At 64.4% G+C, this 15,708-nt stretch carries 11 protein-coding genes and 1 pseudogene; 9 read left to right on the forward strand and 3 right to left on the reverse strand.

What is annotated here, in order from left to right:
* Positions 1-5 precede the first annotated feature (5 nt).
* Both KZZ07_RS16785 and KZZ07_RS16790 read right to left on the reverse strand, forming a co-directional pair.
* The gene (locus KZZ07_RS16785; protein ID WP_219515956.1) at positions 6-500 is read right to left on the reverse strand and encodes an Lrp/AsnC family transcriptional regulator; all 495 of its coding nucleotides are present in this window, start codon (positions 498-500) and stop codon (positions 6-8) included.
* 182 nt (positions 501-682) lie between these two features.
* Complete coding sequence (locus KZZ07_RS16790; RefSeq protein ID WP_219515957.1) at positions 683-1,789, reverse strand: NAD(P)/FAD-dependent oxidoreductase; 1,107 nt, start codon at positions 1,787-1,789, stop codon at positions 683-685.
* A 110-nt stretch (positions 1,790-1,899) separates the two neighbouring features.
* Here KZZ07_RS16790 and KZZ07_RS16795 point away from each other — a divergent pair, with 110 nt between their 5' ends.
* The 8 genes and pseudogenes from KZZ07_RS16795 to KZZ07_RS16830 all read left to right on the forward strand — a co-directional run bounded on the left by KZZ07_RS16795 (position 1,900) and on the right by KZZ07_RS16830 (position 12,763).
* Positions 1,900-2,796: a LysR family transcriptional regulator gene (locus tag KZZ07_RS16795; RefSeq protein ID WP_219515958.1), complete on the forward strand. Its 897-nt coding sequence runs from the start codon at positions 1,900-1,902 to the stop codon at positions 2,794-2,796.
* A 99-nt stretch (positions 2,797-2,895) separates the two neighbouring features.
* Positions 2,896-4,950 carry a hydantoinase/oxoprolinase family protein gene (locus tag KZZ07_RS16800; RefSeq protein ID WP_219515959.1) on the forward strand — a complete coding sequence of 685 codons (2,055 nt, stop codon included), beginning with the start codon at positions 2,896-2,898 and terminating at the stop codon, positions 4,948-4,950.
* A gap of 5 nt (positions 4,951-4,955) precedes the next feature.
* Complete coding sequence (locus KZZ07_RS16805; protein WP_219515960.1) at positions 4,956-6,941, forward strand: hydantoinase B/oxoprolinase family protein; 1,986 nt, start codon at positions 4,956-4,958, stop codon at positions 6,939-6,941.
* On the forward strand, positions 6,938-7,252 hold the full coding sequence (locus tag KZZ07_RS16810) for a (2Fe-2S)-binding protein (protein WP_255564409.1): 315 nt from the start codon (positions 6,938-6,940) through the stop codon (positions 7,250-7,252). Before KZZ07_RS16805 ends, KZZ07_RS16810 begins: the two co-directional genes overlap by 4 nt.
* On the forward strand, positions 7,249-8,622 hold the full coding sequence (locus KZZ07_RS16815; protein WP_219515963.1) for an FAD/NAD(P)-dependent oxidoreductase: 1,374 nt from the start codon (positions 7,249-7,251) through the stop codon (positions 8,620-8,622). Before KZZ07_RS16810 ends, KZZ07_RS16815 begins: the two co-directional genes overlap by 4 nt.
* 115 nt (positions 8,623-8,737) lie before the next feature.
* Positions 8,738-10,201, forward strand: a complete 1,464-nt coding sequence (locus tag KZZ07_RS16820) for an aldehyde dehydrogenase family protein (RefSeq protein ID WP_219515964.1) — start codon at positions 8,738-8,740, stop codon at positions 10,199-10,201.
* 34 nt (positions 10,202-10,235) lie between these two features.
* Positions 10,236-11,282, forward strand: a pseudogene (locus KZZ07_RS16825) (tartrate dehydrogenase).
* A 2-nt stretch (positions 11,283-11,284) separates the two neighbouring features.
* The gene (locus KZZ07_RS16830; RefSeq protein WP_219515965.1) at positions 11,285-12,763 is read left to right on the forward strand and encodes an NAD-dependent succinate-semialdehyde dehydrogenase; all 1,479 of its coding nucleotides are present in this window, start codon (positions 11,285-11,287) and stop codon (positions 12,761-12,763) included.
* A gap of 319 nt (positions 12,764-13,082) precedes the next feature.
* Here KZZ07_RS16830 and KZZ07_RS16835 read toward each other — a convergent pair whose 3' ends face one another.
* Positions 13,083-13,856, reverse strand: coding sequence for a DeoR/GlpR family DNA-binding transcription regulator (locus KZZ07_RS16835; RefSeq protein WP_219515966.1), 774 nt, complete (start codon positions 13,854-13,856; stop codon positions 13,083-13,085).
* A 246-nt stretch (positions 13,857-14,102) separates the two neighbouring features.
* Here KZZ07_RS16835 and glpD point away from each other — a divergent pair, with 246 nt between their 5' ends.
* Complete coding sequence (glpD, locus tag KZZ07_RS16840) at positions 14,103-15,701, forward strand: glycerol-3-phosphate dehydrogenase (RefSeq protein ID WP_219515967.1); 1,599 nt, start codon at positions 14,103-14,105, stop codon at positions 15,699-15,701.
* Positions 15,702-15,708: the final 7 nt, after the last annotated feature.

A 15,708-nucleotide genomic window follows, 5' to 3' on the forward strand; every position in this document is an offset into this window, starting at 1 on the left:
CGCCGTCAGATCCTGTCGCTGAACAGGTCGGTCAGGGGAAGCTGGGTTTTCACGAATGGGGTCTTGATCACGACGAAGCTGAAGTACTTGTCGATGCCGATGTTCCGGTCAAGCAGGGCCTCGATGGTGCTCTGATAGGTCGAGATCGACGAGGTCACGAACTTTGCAAGATAGTCGTACCCGCCCGATACCAGGTGGCATTCGACGCAGGCCGGCACGTTTTCCAGGGCGTCCTGGAACCGCGCGAAGTCAATCTGCCGGTGGTTTTTCAGTGTGAACTCGGTAAAGACGGTCAACGTATCGCCAAGGCTTGCGATGTCAATCAGGGCGGAATAGCCGATGATGTACCCGGCTTTCTGCAGTTTCTTGACCCGCATCAGGCAGGGTGAGGGCGACAGGTTGACCAGTTCCGCAAGTTCGACGTTCGTGATGCGGCCATTGCGTTGCAACTCGGCCAGAATCTTGAGGTCGATGGGGTCCAGCTTGTACCGGGGTGTCATCTGCTATCCTTGGCCTCCTGGCGCATTGTGAACGTCAGGCGCTCTTTATACTCAAGCACATTCTATCCGAACTCTCGTCTGACAGCCGGTATCTGGCACAAGCGACTGGTCCGGGTCGAAAAGGGTTCGCAGAACACCCGGAGACAGCCATCCCAGTGGGGCAAGGTGTCGAAATCCTGACCTCACGCCGCGAACCGCCTGATGTCGAATGGTGTCAGCGGGGTTTCGCAAGAACCGGTTGCGATCAGTTCAGCCATCGCATCCCCGACACCGGGGCCAAGCTGAAAGCCGTGGCCGCAAAACCCGAAGGCGTGGAACAGGCCCGGCGTCGTGCCCGATGGCCCCATCACCGGCAGATCGTCCGCGACATAGCCTTCGCAGCCCGACCATTGCCGGATCACCGCCACGTCTCGAAGGGCGGGCAAGAGCCTGACGCCCTTGTGCAGTTGCGTGGCCAGGCGGGTGTGATCGACCTTGGCGTGACCCGTTTCGGGATCGACCGGGACCCGGGCAACGCCGCCACCAAAGACGATATTGCCCCGCTCGACCTGCCGCAGGTAGGCGCCGATGTCCTGTGACCACATGCCGACGACGGGCAGGATGCGATGGGGCAGGGGCTCTGTCACGGCCATCTGTGGGCCAAACATGGTCAATGGAACGTCCTCGCCGAACTGCGCCGCGACAGCCTTGCCCCAGGCCCCCGCACAGTTGAGAAGCATGGCGCTTTCCAGAACGCCCCGGTTGGTCCGCAGGGAGAACCCGCTTTCGGTCCTGGAGATGTCGCGCACCTGGGTCAGGGGCATCACCCGCGCCCCGAGACGCTCTGCCGCCGCCGCAAAAGCCGGAGACACAAGGCGGGGGTTGGCCGATCCGTCCCTTGGGGAGAATGAGGCGCCGATGGCATCCGCGCCAAGCCCGGGAAACTGGCGGCGAACCTCTTCGGCCCCCAGCTCTTCGATGTCCAGCCCCCAAGGGCGGGCCGCTTCGGCAAACCGCCGCATGTCCTCTTGGCTGGCGGTATCGAAGATCAGGCGCAGGTGCCCGGTGGCGCGAAATTCGACATCGTGGCCCAGAAGGCTCTCGGCCTCGGCCCAGAGCGCACGCGACCGATGGGCCAGCGGCAATTGCGGCAGGAAGCGCCCGGTGCGGCGGATGTTACCGAAAGAAGCCGTGGTGGCCCCCGCGCCGATTGGCCCGCGATCGACCAGCGTAACGGACAGGCCGCGCCGCGCCAGGAAAAAGGCGGCGCTGGTTCCCATCAGGCCTGCACCCAAAACGATCACATCCACGATCAGCCCCTTTCCCGCGAGAATTCTTCCGGCTCAGCAGAGCGCACGGAGTGCTCCTGCGTCAAAGATCGGTTATGACATAGAGCATAAGGCAAACTTATGGAGTGGACATGCGCGCACGGCAGCTAGAGGTCTTTACAGCGGTGATGCGGGTCGGAACCGTGACCGGGGCGGCGGAAGTGCTGAACATCTCGCAACCAGCGCTGAGCCAGATCCTGCTGCATTGCGAGGATGACCTGGGGTTCAAGCTCTTTGCCCGGGAAAAGGGCCGATTGCGCCCGACGGCCGAGGCGCTGGAGATCTATCCAGAGGCGGAACGGCTGTTTTCCGGGCTGGAGGGCCTGCGCCGCAAGACACAGGACCTCCGGTTGGGGCGGGCCGGATTGGTCCGTGTTGCGGCCTCGGTCCCGCCGGCGATGTCTGTGCTGCCAGAGATCCTTGCCGGATACAGGGCGCGGTATCCTGACGTTCTTTTGCGGTCTCATGTCGCCCCGATCGCGACTCTGATCGCAATGCTGCGCGCAGGGGACGCCGCGCTGGCGCTGGCTATGGACGACAAGGCGCCACCGGACATCGACGTGGAACGCTTGGGGGCGACGACGTTCTGCTGCCTCTTGCCAGAGACGCATCCTCTTGCGGCGCGGGAAACCGTCTCTTTTGCCGATCTTGCGGATCAGACCCTGATCTCCTACCGCGCCGAGACCCGTCCCCGGGACGAGTTGGACAAGGCCGCGCAGCGGCAGGGACAAGCCTTTGCCGCGCAGCTTGAAATCGAGGTCTCCATATCCGCGGTCGGCTTTGTGCAGGCCGGGCTGGGAATTGCGGTTGTCGATGCGCTTTTGCCTTGGGGACAGTTCGACGGGGTCACGACCCGCCCCCTGCACGACGGGCCGGCACTGCCTTTGTCCCTGCTGACGCTCTCGGGCAAGGCGCTGTCGCGCGCCGAAGAGGGGATGCGGGACGAGATCCGCAAGTTCAGCAAGATGCGGCTGCCCTCACTGCCATAAGTGCGGCTTATAGCAGGCCGAGACATGGGTCTTGGACCTGCATCGTTCCTTCTGGTGGGCTGTGCGCAAAGCACTGACCCCTTGGAAAGGACGTTTCACATGGATGGCGCAGGACAGCCGAAACCCGACTGGAAAATCGGGGTCGATATCGGCGGGACTTTCATGGATTTCTGTGCGCTCGAGACCGTCTCGGGCCGCGTCGCCTCTCTCAAAGTGCTGACAACGCCGGATAATCCGGGGGCGGAACTGCTGGATGGGATGCGCCTTCTGACGGAGCGCGAAGGGCTGGACCCGGCCTGTGTGACGCGTTTCGTGCATGGCACCACGGTCGGCATTAATACCGTCATCCAACGGAAAGGCGCGAAGCTGGCGCTTGTCACCAATGCCGGGTTCGAGGATGTGATCGAACTGGCGCGCCTGCGGATGCCGGATATGTACTCGCTGTTCTGTCACAGGCCGGATCCGCTGGTCTCCCGCGACATGGTTTTCGGGATCAAGGCCCGGATGCGGGCGGATGGCTCCCAGCCGGATGCGCCCGATGCCGCCGATGTGGCGCGCGTCGCGGCGCGGGCCAAGGCCGCCGGGGCCGAGGGCGTCATCGTCGCGCTGCTGCACAGCTGGCGGGACGACGCACAGGAGGCTGCGGTCAAGGCGATGATCGCCGAGGCGGCCCCGGAGCTTTTTGTCTTTACCTCTTCCGAGGTCTGGCCGGTGATCCGGGAATATGAGCGCAGCTCGACCGCGATCCTGAACGGCTACGTGCATCCGAGGGTTTCCGGATATCTCGGTGCGTTGGAGTCCAGCCTTGACTCGCAAGGTGTCCCCGCCCGGGCGATGCTGACCCGGTCCAACGGCGGTCTGATGAGCGCCGCACAGGGGCGCCGCGATTGCGTGTCCATGCTGCTGTCCGGCACTGCCTCCGGTGTGATCGGGGCCTCGTGGCTGGCGCGTCAGGCCGGGGAGCAGCGGGTGCTGACGCTGGATATTGGCGGCACCTCTGCGGATTTCGCGCTGATCGTCGACGGAGAGGTCCAGTATGGCACCGACGAGCAGGTCGGTGAGTTCCCGCTGCACATCCCTTCCGTCTCGGTCAGTTCCATCGGCATCGGGGGCGGATCCATTGCCTCGCTGGATGCACAGGGCGTGCTGCGCGTGGGGCCGGAATCCGCGGGGTCAAATCCCGGTCCGGCCTGTTATGGCCGGGGCGGCACCCATGCGACCGTGACCGATGCGATGGCCGTCTGTGGCTGGCTGGGTCATACGGAAATGGCCTATGGCCAGTTGACGATGAATGTGGACCTGGCGCGTGAGGCGGTTGCTGGCCTCGCCGACCGTTTGGGCCGCAGCGCCGAAGAAACGGCGCAGGCGATCATTGATATCGCGGTGTCGGAAATGTTCGTCGAGGTCGAAAAGATGGCCTCGCGCAGCGGCGTCGATCTGCGGGACTTCGCGCTCATGCCGTTTGGCGGTGGCGGGCCGATGCTGGGCGCCTTCCTGGCGCGGGAGTTGGGATTGGCCCGGGTGATTGCGCCCCGCAGGCCGGGCGTTGTCTCGGCCCTCGGGGGGCTTGTGGCGGATCTTCGCGGCGAGTTCATCCGCACGGTCTTTGCTCCGCTTGATACCGACGCCCTGCCGGGGCTGAGGGCGGATTTCCGGGACCTTGCGGATGAGGGCCGTGCCTGGCTGGAGGCACAGGCCTATCACGGACCCGCAGAGCTGCGGCTGTCCGCCGACATGCGTTACGCCGGGCAAAGCTACGAAATCGAGGTCCCGCTGGAGGCCGACTGGCTGGAGGCGACCGACCGTATCGCGCAGGCGTTCCACGACACCCACCTGCGGATCTACGACTTCCAGGATCCCGAAGGCCAGATCGAGATCGTGAACCTGCGCCTGTCGGCTCTTGGCGCGACGTCCAAGCCGCAGTTTCCTGCCAGTTCCGGACCGATGATGGAGGCGCCTAGCGCACGTCACGTTCCCGTCTGGCTGGACGCCTGGAAAGAGGTTCCGATCTATGACCGTGCCCAGCTTGGCAGCGGGGCCACCTTTGACGGACCGGCCATCGTGGCACAGGAGGACACGACCTTTGCCGTGCCCTCCGGCACCCGCGCCAGCGTCGACAGCCACCTCAACATTCAACTTGAGCTAGGGGAGTGAGCCACATGTCCGACAAGATGACCCTGCAGGTGCTGGCGAACCATGCCCGCGCAGCGGCCGAGAACATGGCCCACACGTTGCACCGCACCGCCCATTCCGCCTTTGTCAAGGAAACTCAGGACTTTACCGTCCTTCTGATGGACAAGGCGGGAGAGACATTTGCCGTGCCGATGGACCTTGGGGCGACATGGTATCCGGGGCTGTGCCACGGACCGGCGATCGAGATGATCGACGATTATCGCCCCGGCGACGTGGGCTTTACCAACGATCCATACTCCGGCCACGTCGCCACGCACACGCCGGATACGCATCTGTGGAAGCCGATCTTTGCCGAGGATGAGATCGTCGCCTGGGCTGGCGGGCATATCCACAACACCGACATGGGCGGCGCCGTCCCGGCGTCGCTGTCGCGGTCGCTGACCGAGGTCCATCAGGAAGGCATTCGCTTCCCCCCGATGAAACTGGTGAACGAGGGGGTGTTCGACCAGCAGATCCTGCGGATCATGCAAACCAACGTACGCAAACCGGCGCTGAACATCGGCGACATGAAGGCGCTTGTCGGCGCGTTGAGCACCGGGGACCGCAAGGTTCAGGCGATGATCCAGCGCTTTGGCAAAGCGGGGTTCATGAATGGCGTGCAGGCGCTGAAGGACCGGTCTGAGGCGCAAGCTCGAGATATCCTGACGTCGATCCCGGACGGCGAATATGTCTTTGCCGACTACGCCGACGAGGATAGCGACGAGGCAAACCCCTGCCGCCTGAAGCTGACCCTGCGCATCACCGGCGACAGCGCCGTTCTGGATTTCACCGGGTCGGACCCGCAATTGGCGTCTTCGCTGAACGTGCCCTCGGGGGGGAATCCGCGCCACACGATCCTGCTGGTCGGGGTCTATTATGTTCTCTACACGCTCAACCCGCAGCTTTTGCTGAACAGCGGCATGACACGGCCCTTCACCTGTCTCGCGCCGCAAGGCACGGTCCTCAACCCGGTTGAACCTGCCGCCGTGGGCATGCGGTCGCTGACCTGTGCGCGCCTGCGGTCGGTGATCTTCGGCGCGTTCTCGCAGGCCGTGCCCGAACGGATGCCGGCCGCGCCCGCCGGAAACAACTGCATTGTCAATGTCATGACCCGCGATGAACGCTCGCAAAAGACGGTGATCGCGGCGGTGAACCCGGTGGTGGGCGGCGGCGGCGGGATGCCCCATCGCGACGGCACCAACGGATCGGGGGCGGATGCGGCCTACCTCAAGAACACGCCGATCGAGATCACCGAAACCGAGGTGCCGGTGGAGTTCGTGAAATACGGCCTGGCCCGGGACAGCGGCGGGGCCGGGTACTGGCGGGGTGGCCTTGCGACGGAAATGGCCTTTCGGGTCTTTGCGCCGGACACGCGGATCACGGCGCGCAACCGGGACCGCTCGTTCTTTCGCCCCTGGGGGGTGCTGGGCGGCCATGCGGCAGGTTTGTCGGACATGATGATCAACCCCGATACGCCGCAGGCGCGACCGCTGGGCAATGTCGATACAGCGATCCTGGAGCCGGGGGACGTGCTGGAAATCCGCTCTGCCGGCGGCGGCGGTCGCGGTGACCCTCTGCAGCGCCCGGTTGAGCGTGTCGCGCTGGATGTGTTGCGTGGATACGTCTCCAGTGAGGCGGCCCGGACCGCCTACGGCGTGGTGATCACGGATGGGACAGTCGACGAAGCCGCAACCGCGGCGCTGCGCAAAACCATGTCTCCGCACAAGGGCCATTTCCATTTCGGCCCCGAGCGCGAAGGCTATGAAGCCCAGTGGACGCCGGAGGCCTACGATCTGCTCACCCGGATTCTGGCGGATCTGCCCATTCACTGGCGGTTCTTCACCAAGACCGAAATCTTCCGCCGGATGACGGATCGGGCCGGGGCAGATGGCGTCGCGGCAGCCTTTGCCGAGACCTGCGAGAGGTTCCCGGCGTTGCCCGCCCCGGCGGGATGGGCCGAGGCGGCGGAATGACGGGCCGGATTGTTCGGCTGGCCGAAACGGCACGTCCCGAGGTCTCGTTTACCTTTGACGGGGCTATGCTGACCGGGCTGGACGGGGACACTGTCCTGACCGCGATCCTGCAGGCGCGTCCCGACCTTCGGCCCTCGGAATTCGGACCGGAGCGGCGCGCGGGGTTTTGCCTGATGGGCGCCTGCCAGGATTGTTGGATCTGGCAAGAGCAGGGCCCGCGTCTGCGGGCCTGTTCGACCCCTATTGTAGCAGGCATGGCCCTGCTGTCCGAGGCGCCCCGGCATTGGCCGGGTACGGAGGCCGCGCCATGAGCCGCATCCTGATTGTCGGGGCGGGGCCGGCGGGCATTCGCGCGGCAGAGAGATTGGTCGAGGCCGGGCTGCATCCGGTGATCGTGGACGAGGGCGCGCGCGCAGGCGGGCAGATCTATCGCCGCCCCCCGGCGGGGTTTACCCGCACGGCGGCGCAGCTTTACGGCTCGGAAGCCGCCAAGGCCACGGCGTTGCACAGCCGGTTTGACGCCATGTTGACCGCGGGGCAGGTGACCTGCCATGCGCGCAGTTCGGTGATCGCGCTCAGCGCGGGGGTGGCGCATGTCACGGGGCCAGAGGGTGCGCAGCAGATCGGTTTTGACAAGCTGATCCTTGCCACCGGGGCAATGGATCGGCTGGCCCCTGTTCCGGGATGGCAAAGCGCGGGTGTCTATAGTCTGGGTGCCGCGCAGATTGCGCTTAAATCCCAGGGTGTTGCGCTGGGGGCGCGCATGGTTCTCGCCGGATCGGGACCGCTGCTGACCCTTGTAGCCTCGCAGCTGATCCGGGCCGGGGCGCAGGTCGCGGCGGTGCTCGACACGGCACCGCTTGCCGATCAACTCGCGGGCGGTGTCGGCATGGCGCTGGCCCGCCCTTGGGTGACTTTGCGCGGGGCGCTGATGCGCGCGCATCTGCGGCGCGTTTACCATGCGGCGGTGCGGCTGACAGGGATCGAGAGTGATGCCAACGGGCCGACGGCGGTCTGGTGGGTGGACAGGGCTGGGCGCGCGCGCAGCACGCCTTGCGATGCGGTGGCGCTTGGCTGGCATCTGCGGGCGGAAACCCATCTGTCTGACCTCGCGGGGGTCTCGATGCGCTGGGATCCGCAGTTTCATCAATGGCTTCCGCAGGCGGATGACTACGGGCGCGCGGCGAAGGACGTCTACCTTGCCGGGGATGGTTTGCGCATTCTCGGGGCGGATGGCGCGGAACTGGCCGGAAAGCTGGCGGCCACTGCCTGCCTCCAGGATCTTGGCCGTCCCGCGCCCGATGTGGCGCAGGACCTCAGACGCCTGCGCCGGATGCAACGGTTTGCCAAAGCGCTGCAACGCGCCTTTCCCTGGCCCGCCGACATGCTGCGCAGCCTGCCGGATGATGCCATTCTGTGCCGCTGCGAAGGTATCAGCGCCGGCGATCTGCGCGATGCTCTGCCGCTTGCTGGGGCGGATGCCAACCGAGGCAAAGCGCTGTCACGGGTGGGCATGGGGCGCTGTCAGGGGCGCTATTGCCAATTGGCCGGGGCAGAGGTGCTGGCCGCAAAGGCCGGTGTGCGCGTCGCGCAGGTCGGCCGCCTGCGCAGCCAGCCGCCGGTGCGTCCGGCCCCGATAAGCGCCTATATGAGTGACGCCCGGAAGGACGCCGCCGAATAAACTGCCGCCGCGCGCCTTCATGAAGCGGATGATGCTGTGCGAATGGCACCTTTAGCAGGTGTTTTGGTCAGGTTTGCAGGAGGATGCAGGCATCCCTGTCATCAAGAGGTAGCCGATGTCCTTTGCCTTTGATCCCGCCGTTCTGAAACTGCCGAGCGCGCATTTCATCGGCGGGGCCTACGTCGAGACGCCCTTCACAATCGACATTCTCTCCCCTTCGACAGGTGAGGCCGTGGGCGCCATTCCTTGTGCCGGTGCAGATACCGTCGACCAGGCGGTCAGAACCGCGCGCGAGGCGCTGGAGCGGTCCGGATGGGCGAAGATGCGGCCACGGGACCGCCGCAATGCGCTTTGCGCCTGGGCCGACTTGATGGAGGCAGAGGCCCGGACGCTGGCGGCGCTGGAGGCGGTCTGTTCCTCTCGTCCCTTCGCTCAGGTCGTGACCGGCGATATCCCCGTGACCGCCGAGCAGATCCGCTTTTTCGCCGAGTTCGCCGACAAGGAAGGCGGCACCCTTGCACCGGTCTCAACGGATCATTTCGGCTATGTCTCGGACGAACCATACGGCGTCATCGGGGCCATCACGCCGTGGAACTTCCCGATTTCCATGGCGGGCTGGAAGCTGGGCCCGGCCCTGGCCGCAGGCAATGCGGTGGTCCTGAAACCCTCTGAAATGACGCCATATTCGACGCTCTACATGGCGGAACTGGCCGTGCGGGCGGGTATTCCAAAGGGTATCCTGAACATCGTGCTGGGCGACGGGCCGACCACCGGGGCCGCGATCACCGGTCATGCGGGCATCGACAAGGTGTCCTTTACCGGATCGACCCGTGCTGGCGGGGCCATCATGGAGAATATCGCGCGCAGCGGCATCAAGCCGATGACGCTGGAGCTTGGCGGCAAGAGCCCGATGCTGGTCTTTGCCGATGCCGATCTCGATCTGGCGGCCGATTGCCTCGATCGCGGCATCATGTCGAACGCCGGTCAGGCCTGCGTGTCCGGCTCGCGCATGATCGTGGCCGAAGAGATTGCCGGGGCGCTGGCCGACAAGCTGAAGGCGCGGTTTGCCCGGTATCGCCCGGCCCATACCCTCGCCATGCAGCCTGGATTTTCGCCGATCATCTCGGAAAAGCAGCTTTCGCGGATCGACAGCATTGTGCAGGCGGCTGCGGGGCAGGGGGCAGAGGCGATCTGCGGCGGTGCCCGTTTCGATTGTGACGGCAGCTATTACCAGCCCACCCTGATCACCGGCGTTGATGCCGAAAGCCCTGCCGTGCGTGAGGAAATCTTTGGCCCGGTTGCGAGTTTCCAGACCTTTACCACCGAAGACGAGGCAATGGCTCTGGCCAGCCACCCGACCTATGGCCTTTGTGCGGGGCTGTTCACGCGGGATCTCAGCCGTGCGATGCGGCTGACCCGCAGGCTGGAGGCGGGGACCGTCTGGGTCAACCGCTATGGTCGTTCGCGTGATCACATCCTGCCGACAACAGGCTGGAAATCCAGCGGTCTCGGCTCTGACCTGGGGCGCGAGGCCTATCGCGCCAACCGGCGGACCAAGTCAGTGCTGATCGACCTGTAACCGGCCCTCAACCGTCCCCATCAAGGAGAACCACATGACCACCTACAAACTTGCGCTTGTCCCCGGGGATGGGATTGGTGTCGATGTCACCGACGCGGCGATGGCCGTTCTGGATGTCGCGGCCCGCCGCTTCGGATTCTCGTTGGAGACCGAGACTTTCCCTTGGTCCTGCGATTTCTACCTCAAGACCGGTGCGATGATGCCCGAGGATGGCATCGACAGGCTGCGCCGCTTTGACGCCATTTTCCTCGGTGCCGTGGGCTGGCCCGACACCGTTCCGGATTCCGTCTCGCTGCACGGTCTGTTGCTGCCGATCCGCAAGGCCTTTGACCAATATGCGAACATCCGGCCGCATCGTCTGTTGCCCGGTGTCGAAGGCCCGCTGAAGGCCTCGGCCTTCGATATTCTCTGCATCCGTGAGAATACCGAGGGCGAGTATTCCGGGGCCGGCGGCCGTGTTCACCAAGGCAAACAGAACGAGGTCGCCGTTGAAACCTCGATCTTCACCCGGTCCGGCGTCGAGCGGATCCTGCGGTTCGGGTTCGAGCAGGCCAAGGCCCGGCGCGGGCACCTGACCTCGGTCACGAAGTCCAATGCGCAGAAATATTCCATGGTGTTCTGGGATGAGGTCACGCGGGAACTGGCGGCGGAATACCCGGAGGTGACGGTCAGCCACATGCATATCGACGCGATGGCGGCCAAGATGGTCATGGCACCGTAGGACCTGGACGTCGTTGTGGCCTCGAACCTCTTTGGTGACATTCTCACCGATCTTGGCGCCGCCATTCAGGGGGGGCTCGGCTTTGCCGCTTCGGCCAATATCTGCCCCGACCGCTCTGGTCCGTCCATGTTTGAGCCGGTGCACGGCTCTGCCCCCGATATCGCCGGGCAGAACATCGCCAACCCGATCGCGGCGATCTGGTCCGGGTCGCAAATGCTCGACCATCTCGGCGAGGCGGAGGCCGCCGCCGCTGTTCTGCGCGCCGTTGAAGCAGCCACCGCGCAAGGCATCGGAACCCGCCCGGGACAAAACACCACCGATGACATCACCAAGGCGATCTGCGCCGCACTGGAGGCATGACCATGAATATCCAAGACACACCGACCCCCGATCTGCGCGGTTTGCTCTCTGACCCCGACCTCTTCCGCGAGGCGGCCCTGATTAATGGCAAATGGCTGGAGCGGGCCGATATGCCGGTGCTGAACCCGGCCACGGACAGCCCCGTTGGATATATGCCCGATTGCACTGCGGACGAAACCAGCGCCGCGATTGAGGCCGCTGACAAGGCGATGGCGGGCTGGCGCAAGCGGTCCCATCTGGAGCGTGCCGACATCCTGATGCGCTGGTATCAGCTGATGCTGGACCATGCGGACGACCTGGCGATGATCCTGACGGCGGAGCAGGGCAAGCCGCTGGCCGAGGCCCGGGGCGAAATCCAGTATGGCGCGTCCTTCGTGCGCTGGTTCGCCGAAGAAGCGCGGCGGATCAACGGACAGATTATCCCCTCGCCGGTGGCCGGCAAGAAGATCCTGGCGATGAAAGAGCCGGTCGGTGTTTGTGCGATCATCACGCCGTGGAATTTCCCGAATGCGATGATCACGCGCAAGGTCGCGCCGGGTCTGGCGGCGGGCTGCACGATGGTGATCAAACCGTCCGATTTCACGCCGTATTCGGCCCTGGCCCTGGGCGTTCTGGCGGAGCGCGCGGGTCTCCCGGCAGGGGTGCTGAACATCTTGACCGGCCGGCCCGAGGCAATTGGCGCGACCCTGACCGCATCGCCCGTGGTGCGCAAACTGTCCTTTACCGGATCGACGCGTGTCGGCGCGCTGTTGGCGGAACAATGTGCGCCGACGCTCAAGAAGATGTCGCTGGAATTGGGCGGGAATGCGCCTTTTATCGTCTTTGACGATGCCGATCTGGACGCGGCGGTCGAAGGCGCGATGGCGTCCAAGTTCCGCAATGGCGGTCAGACCTGTGTCTGTGCCAACCGGATCCTCGTGCAATCGGGAATCCACGACGCCTTTGTCGCCGCCCTGGCCAAACGCGTCGACGCGCTCAAGGTCGCGGACGGGACCGAGAGCGGCGCCGAGATCGGCCCGATGATCAACGCGGCGGCGATCCGCAAGATCACCACCCATGTCGAGGATGCCCTGGGCAAAGGCGCTGAGCGCGCCACGGCGCAGCGCAGTCTGGGGGCGCAATTCGCCGATCCGGTGGTCCTGACCGGCGCCACGCTGGACATGCAATTGGCGGGTGAAGAAACCTTTGGCCCGGTGGCACCGATCTTCCGGTTCGAAACGGAAGAAGAGGCGCTGACCATCGCCAACGGCACGCCCTTTGGGTTGGCCGCCTACTTCTATACGCAGAACATGGCCCGGGCTTTCCGCGTCGGAGAGGCGTTGGAGGCTGGGCTGGTCGGGCTGAACACCGGCCTGCTCAGCCATGCCGAGGCGCCTTTTGGTGGCGTGAAGGCCTCGGGTCTCGGACGGGAAGGGGCACAGGAAGGCATCGAGGAATACCTGGAAACCAAGGCCTTTCACTTTGGCGGGCTGGATAGTTGAGACCAATCGGCGTCGCTCCGGGATACTGCGGGCTTCGGACAGGGTAAAACCTTGCCGGACCTGGATCCGGGGCGGAGGCTTTTTTCCTCGAACGGTGATCCCGGTTGGAATGCTCTTCTCCGCTCGCTGCCGCGACAATAGGAGCGGCCAAAGCGGGTGTTCCTGTCAGGTTGCCGACCGGGTCGTACAGATTGGATGCCAAGACGGCGGATCAAAATCCCCCCTTTCGAGCCGGGGAGGCGCTACCGGAACCTCTCTGACAACAATGCCTCTATCCCTCAGGTGACAAGGCTGCCGGCACTGTCACAGCATCCATGCGTCAGCCGTCCGTCTGCGCTGTTGTCACGACCCGGGTTCCCCAGGATTGGCAGGCCGTGGCGAGGCCGGGGGGCAGCGGTGCATCGGTAAAAAACGCGTCCAGGTCAGCCAGCGAGGCGATCCGCGCAGGGGCGCTGCGAGAGAACTTGGTGTGGTCGGACACCAGGAAGGTCTTGCGCGACTGTCGCAGGATTGCCTGGCTGACGCTGACTTCCTGGATGTCGAAATCAAGCAGGTCGCCATCGCGGTCCAAGGCCGAACAGCCGATCACCGCCAGGTCGAACTTGAACTTGCGGATCGTCTCGGCGGCGAGATTGCCGATCAGGCCGCCGTCCGACCGGCGCAGCTGTCCGCCTGTCACGATGATCTCGCAGCCGGAATTGCCCGCGAGGATGTTGGCCACGTTCATGTTGTTCGTGACCACCATCAGGTTTTCATGGTGCTTCAGCTCTTCGGCCACGGCCTCGGTCGAGGTGCCGATGTTCAGGAACAGAGAGATGCCGTTGGGGATCTCCTCGGCGCAGGCGCGGGCGATGGCGCGCTTGGCCTCCTGGTTGAGCGACCGGCGTTCGCCGTATTCGATATTGGTCGTCCCTGAGGGCAGGACCGCGCCACCATGCACCCGTTCCAGCCGCCCGGCCTCTGCCAGCTCGGTCAGGTCGCGGCGGATGGTCTGCAGTGTGACACCGAAATGCGCGGCGAGCCCTTCGACCGTCACCTTGCCTTCGCGGCGCGCGATGTCGAGGATATCAGGTTGCCGGAAGGATTGGGACACGGTCGGGGCTTTCGGGTCTGGGCGTCTTTTGTGTGATACGGTCCAGCCTTCCCCGAAACGCGCGAAAAGACAACCGGTCGGATCTGGAAACGCCCTTCCGTGGTTCGTTTTCTGCAAAAGCGAAACCTTTTGAGGCTCGAATTTTTGTGAAAATCTGAGCAATCGAACAAAAACGAACAGTAATCTGTTGCCCGGCGCAAATTTCTTGGTCATAACTGTCGCAGAGACGCGCATGGGGGGATTCGCGTGGGACGATCGACGGACAAGACGGTTTCTGACCTGTTCATCATCGGCGGTGGCATCAACGGATGCGGCATCGCGCGGGATGCGGCGGGGCGTGGATTGTCTGTCACCCTGGCCGAGATGAACGACCTTGCTTCGGCGACCTCCTCTGCCTCGACCAAGTTGTTTCACGGCGGGTTGCGCTATCTCGAATACTTCGAGTTTCGCCTGGTGCGCGAGGCGCTGATCGAGCGTGAGGTGCTGCTGCGGGCGATGCCGCATATCAGTTGGCCGATGCGCTTTGTGCTGCCATATCATAAGGATATGCGGTTCGACTCCGAAACGCCGACGTCGAAGCTGCTTGGTCTCTTCATGCCCTGGATGAAGGGGCGGCGCCCGGCCTGGCTGATCCGGCTGGGGCTGTTCCTCTATGACAACCTTGGGGGGCGCAAGATCCTGCCCGGGACCACAACGGTGGACCTGACCAAGGGGGCGGAAGGGGCGCCGCTGGAGGACAGGTTCGAAAAAGCCTATGAGTATTCCGATTGCTGGATCGAGGATTCCCGTCTGGTGGTCCTGAACGCACGCGACGCAGAGGCGCGCGGCGCGCATATCATGACGCGCACCAAGGTGCTTGGCGCGAGTTGCGAAGATGGTCTGTGGCGCATCGAAACGCGCAATACCGAAAGCAATGCAACCCGAACGCATTACGCGCGGATGCTGGTCAATGCCGGCGGTCCCTGGGTGGGCGATATCATCCAGACCAAGGCGCGGCTGAACTCGCGCGAAGGCGTGCGCCTTGTCCGGGGCAGCCACATCGTGACCAAGCGGCTGTACGATCATGACAAGTGCTATTTCTTTCAGGGGACGGATGGGCGGATCATCTTCGCCATTCCCTACGAGACGGATTTCACCCTGATCGGCACCACCGATGCCGACCATGACGATCCGTCCACGAAACCCGAGTGCACGCCCGAAGAACGCGACTACCTGCTGAATTTCGCCAACCGCTATTTCAAGCGCGACCTGACGGCAGAGGACGTCGTCTGGACCTATTCGGGCGTCCGCCCTCTCTATGACGATGGCGCCAGCAGCGCGACGGCGGCCACCCGGGATTATACGCTGAAGGTCGATACCAGTGCCGGTGCGCCGATGCTGAACGTCTTTGGCGGCAAGATCACCACATATCGCCGGCTGGCAGAAAGCGCGCTGGAGAAAATCGGCACGCAGCTTGGGGTCACCAAGGGCGCCTGGACGGCAGGTGTGCCCTTGCCCGGCGGGGATTTCCCGGTGCGCGGAGTAGAGAGCCTGATCACAGATCTCAAAGCCTCCTATCCGTTCCTGAGCGAATTCTGGGCCAGGCGGCTGGTGCGGGCCTACGGGACGGAGGCGACCAAGGTTCTGGGGGACGCCAAGGAGGCCGCCGACTTGGGGCGCGATTTCGGCGCGACCCTGACCGAGTCCGAAGTGACCTGGCTGATGACCCATGAATACGCCCGCACCGCCGAGGACGTGGTCTGGCGCAGAAACAAGTTGGGGCTTCGGCTGTATGCCGGTCAGATCGAGGCCCTGGATGCCTGGATGGCCCGCAACCGTCACAGAACGCCCGCAGCAGCGGAATGAGGAGGAG

It is taken from the genome of Mameliella sp. CS4 (assembly GCF_019392335.1).
In the GTDB taxonomy this organism is placed as follows: Bacteria; Pseudomonadota; Alphaproteobacteria; order Rhodobacterales; family Rhodobacteraceae; genus Antarctobacter.

Coding starts and splice junctions, on each gene's coding strand:
- KZZ07_RS16785 (WP_219515956.1), bottom strand. CDS start 500: ATGACACCCCGGTACAAGCTGGACCCCATCGACCTCAAGATTCTGGCC.
- KZZ07_RS16795 (WP_219515958.1), top strand. CDS start 1,900: ATGCGCGCACGGCAGCTAGAGGTCTTTACAGCGGTGATGCGGGTCGGA.
- KZZ07_RS16800 (WP_219515959.1), top strand. CDS start 2,896: ATGGATGGCGCAGGACAGCCGAAACCCGACTGGAAAATCGGGGTCGAT.
- KZZ07_RS16805 (WP_219515960.1), top strand. CDS start 4,956: ATGTCCGACAAGATGACCCTGCAGGTGCTGGCGAACCATGCCCGCGCA.
- KZZ07_RS16810 (WP_255564409.1), top strand. CDS start 6,938: ATGACGGGCCGGATTGTTCGGCTGGCCGAAACGGCACGTCCCGAGGTC.
- KZZ07_RS16815 (WP_219515963.1), top strand. CDS start 7,249: ATGAGCCGCATCCTGATTGTCGGGGCGGGGCCGGCGGGCATTCGCGCG.
- KZZ07_RS16820 (WP_219515964.1), top strand. CDS start 8,738: ATGTCCTTTGCCTTTGATCCCGCCGTTCTGAAACTGCCGAGCGCGCAT.
- KZZ07_RS16830 (WP_219515965.1), top strand. CDS start 11,285: ATGAATATCCAAGACACACCGACCCCCGATCTGCGCGGTTTGCTCTCT.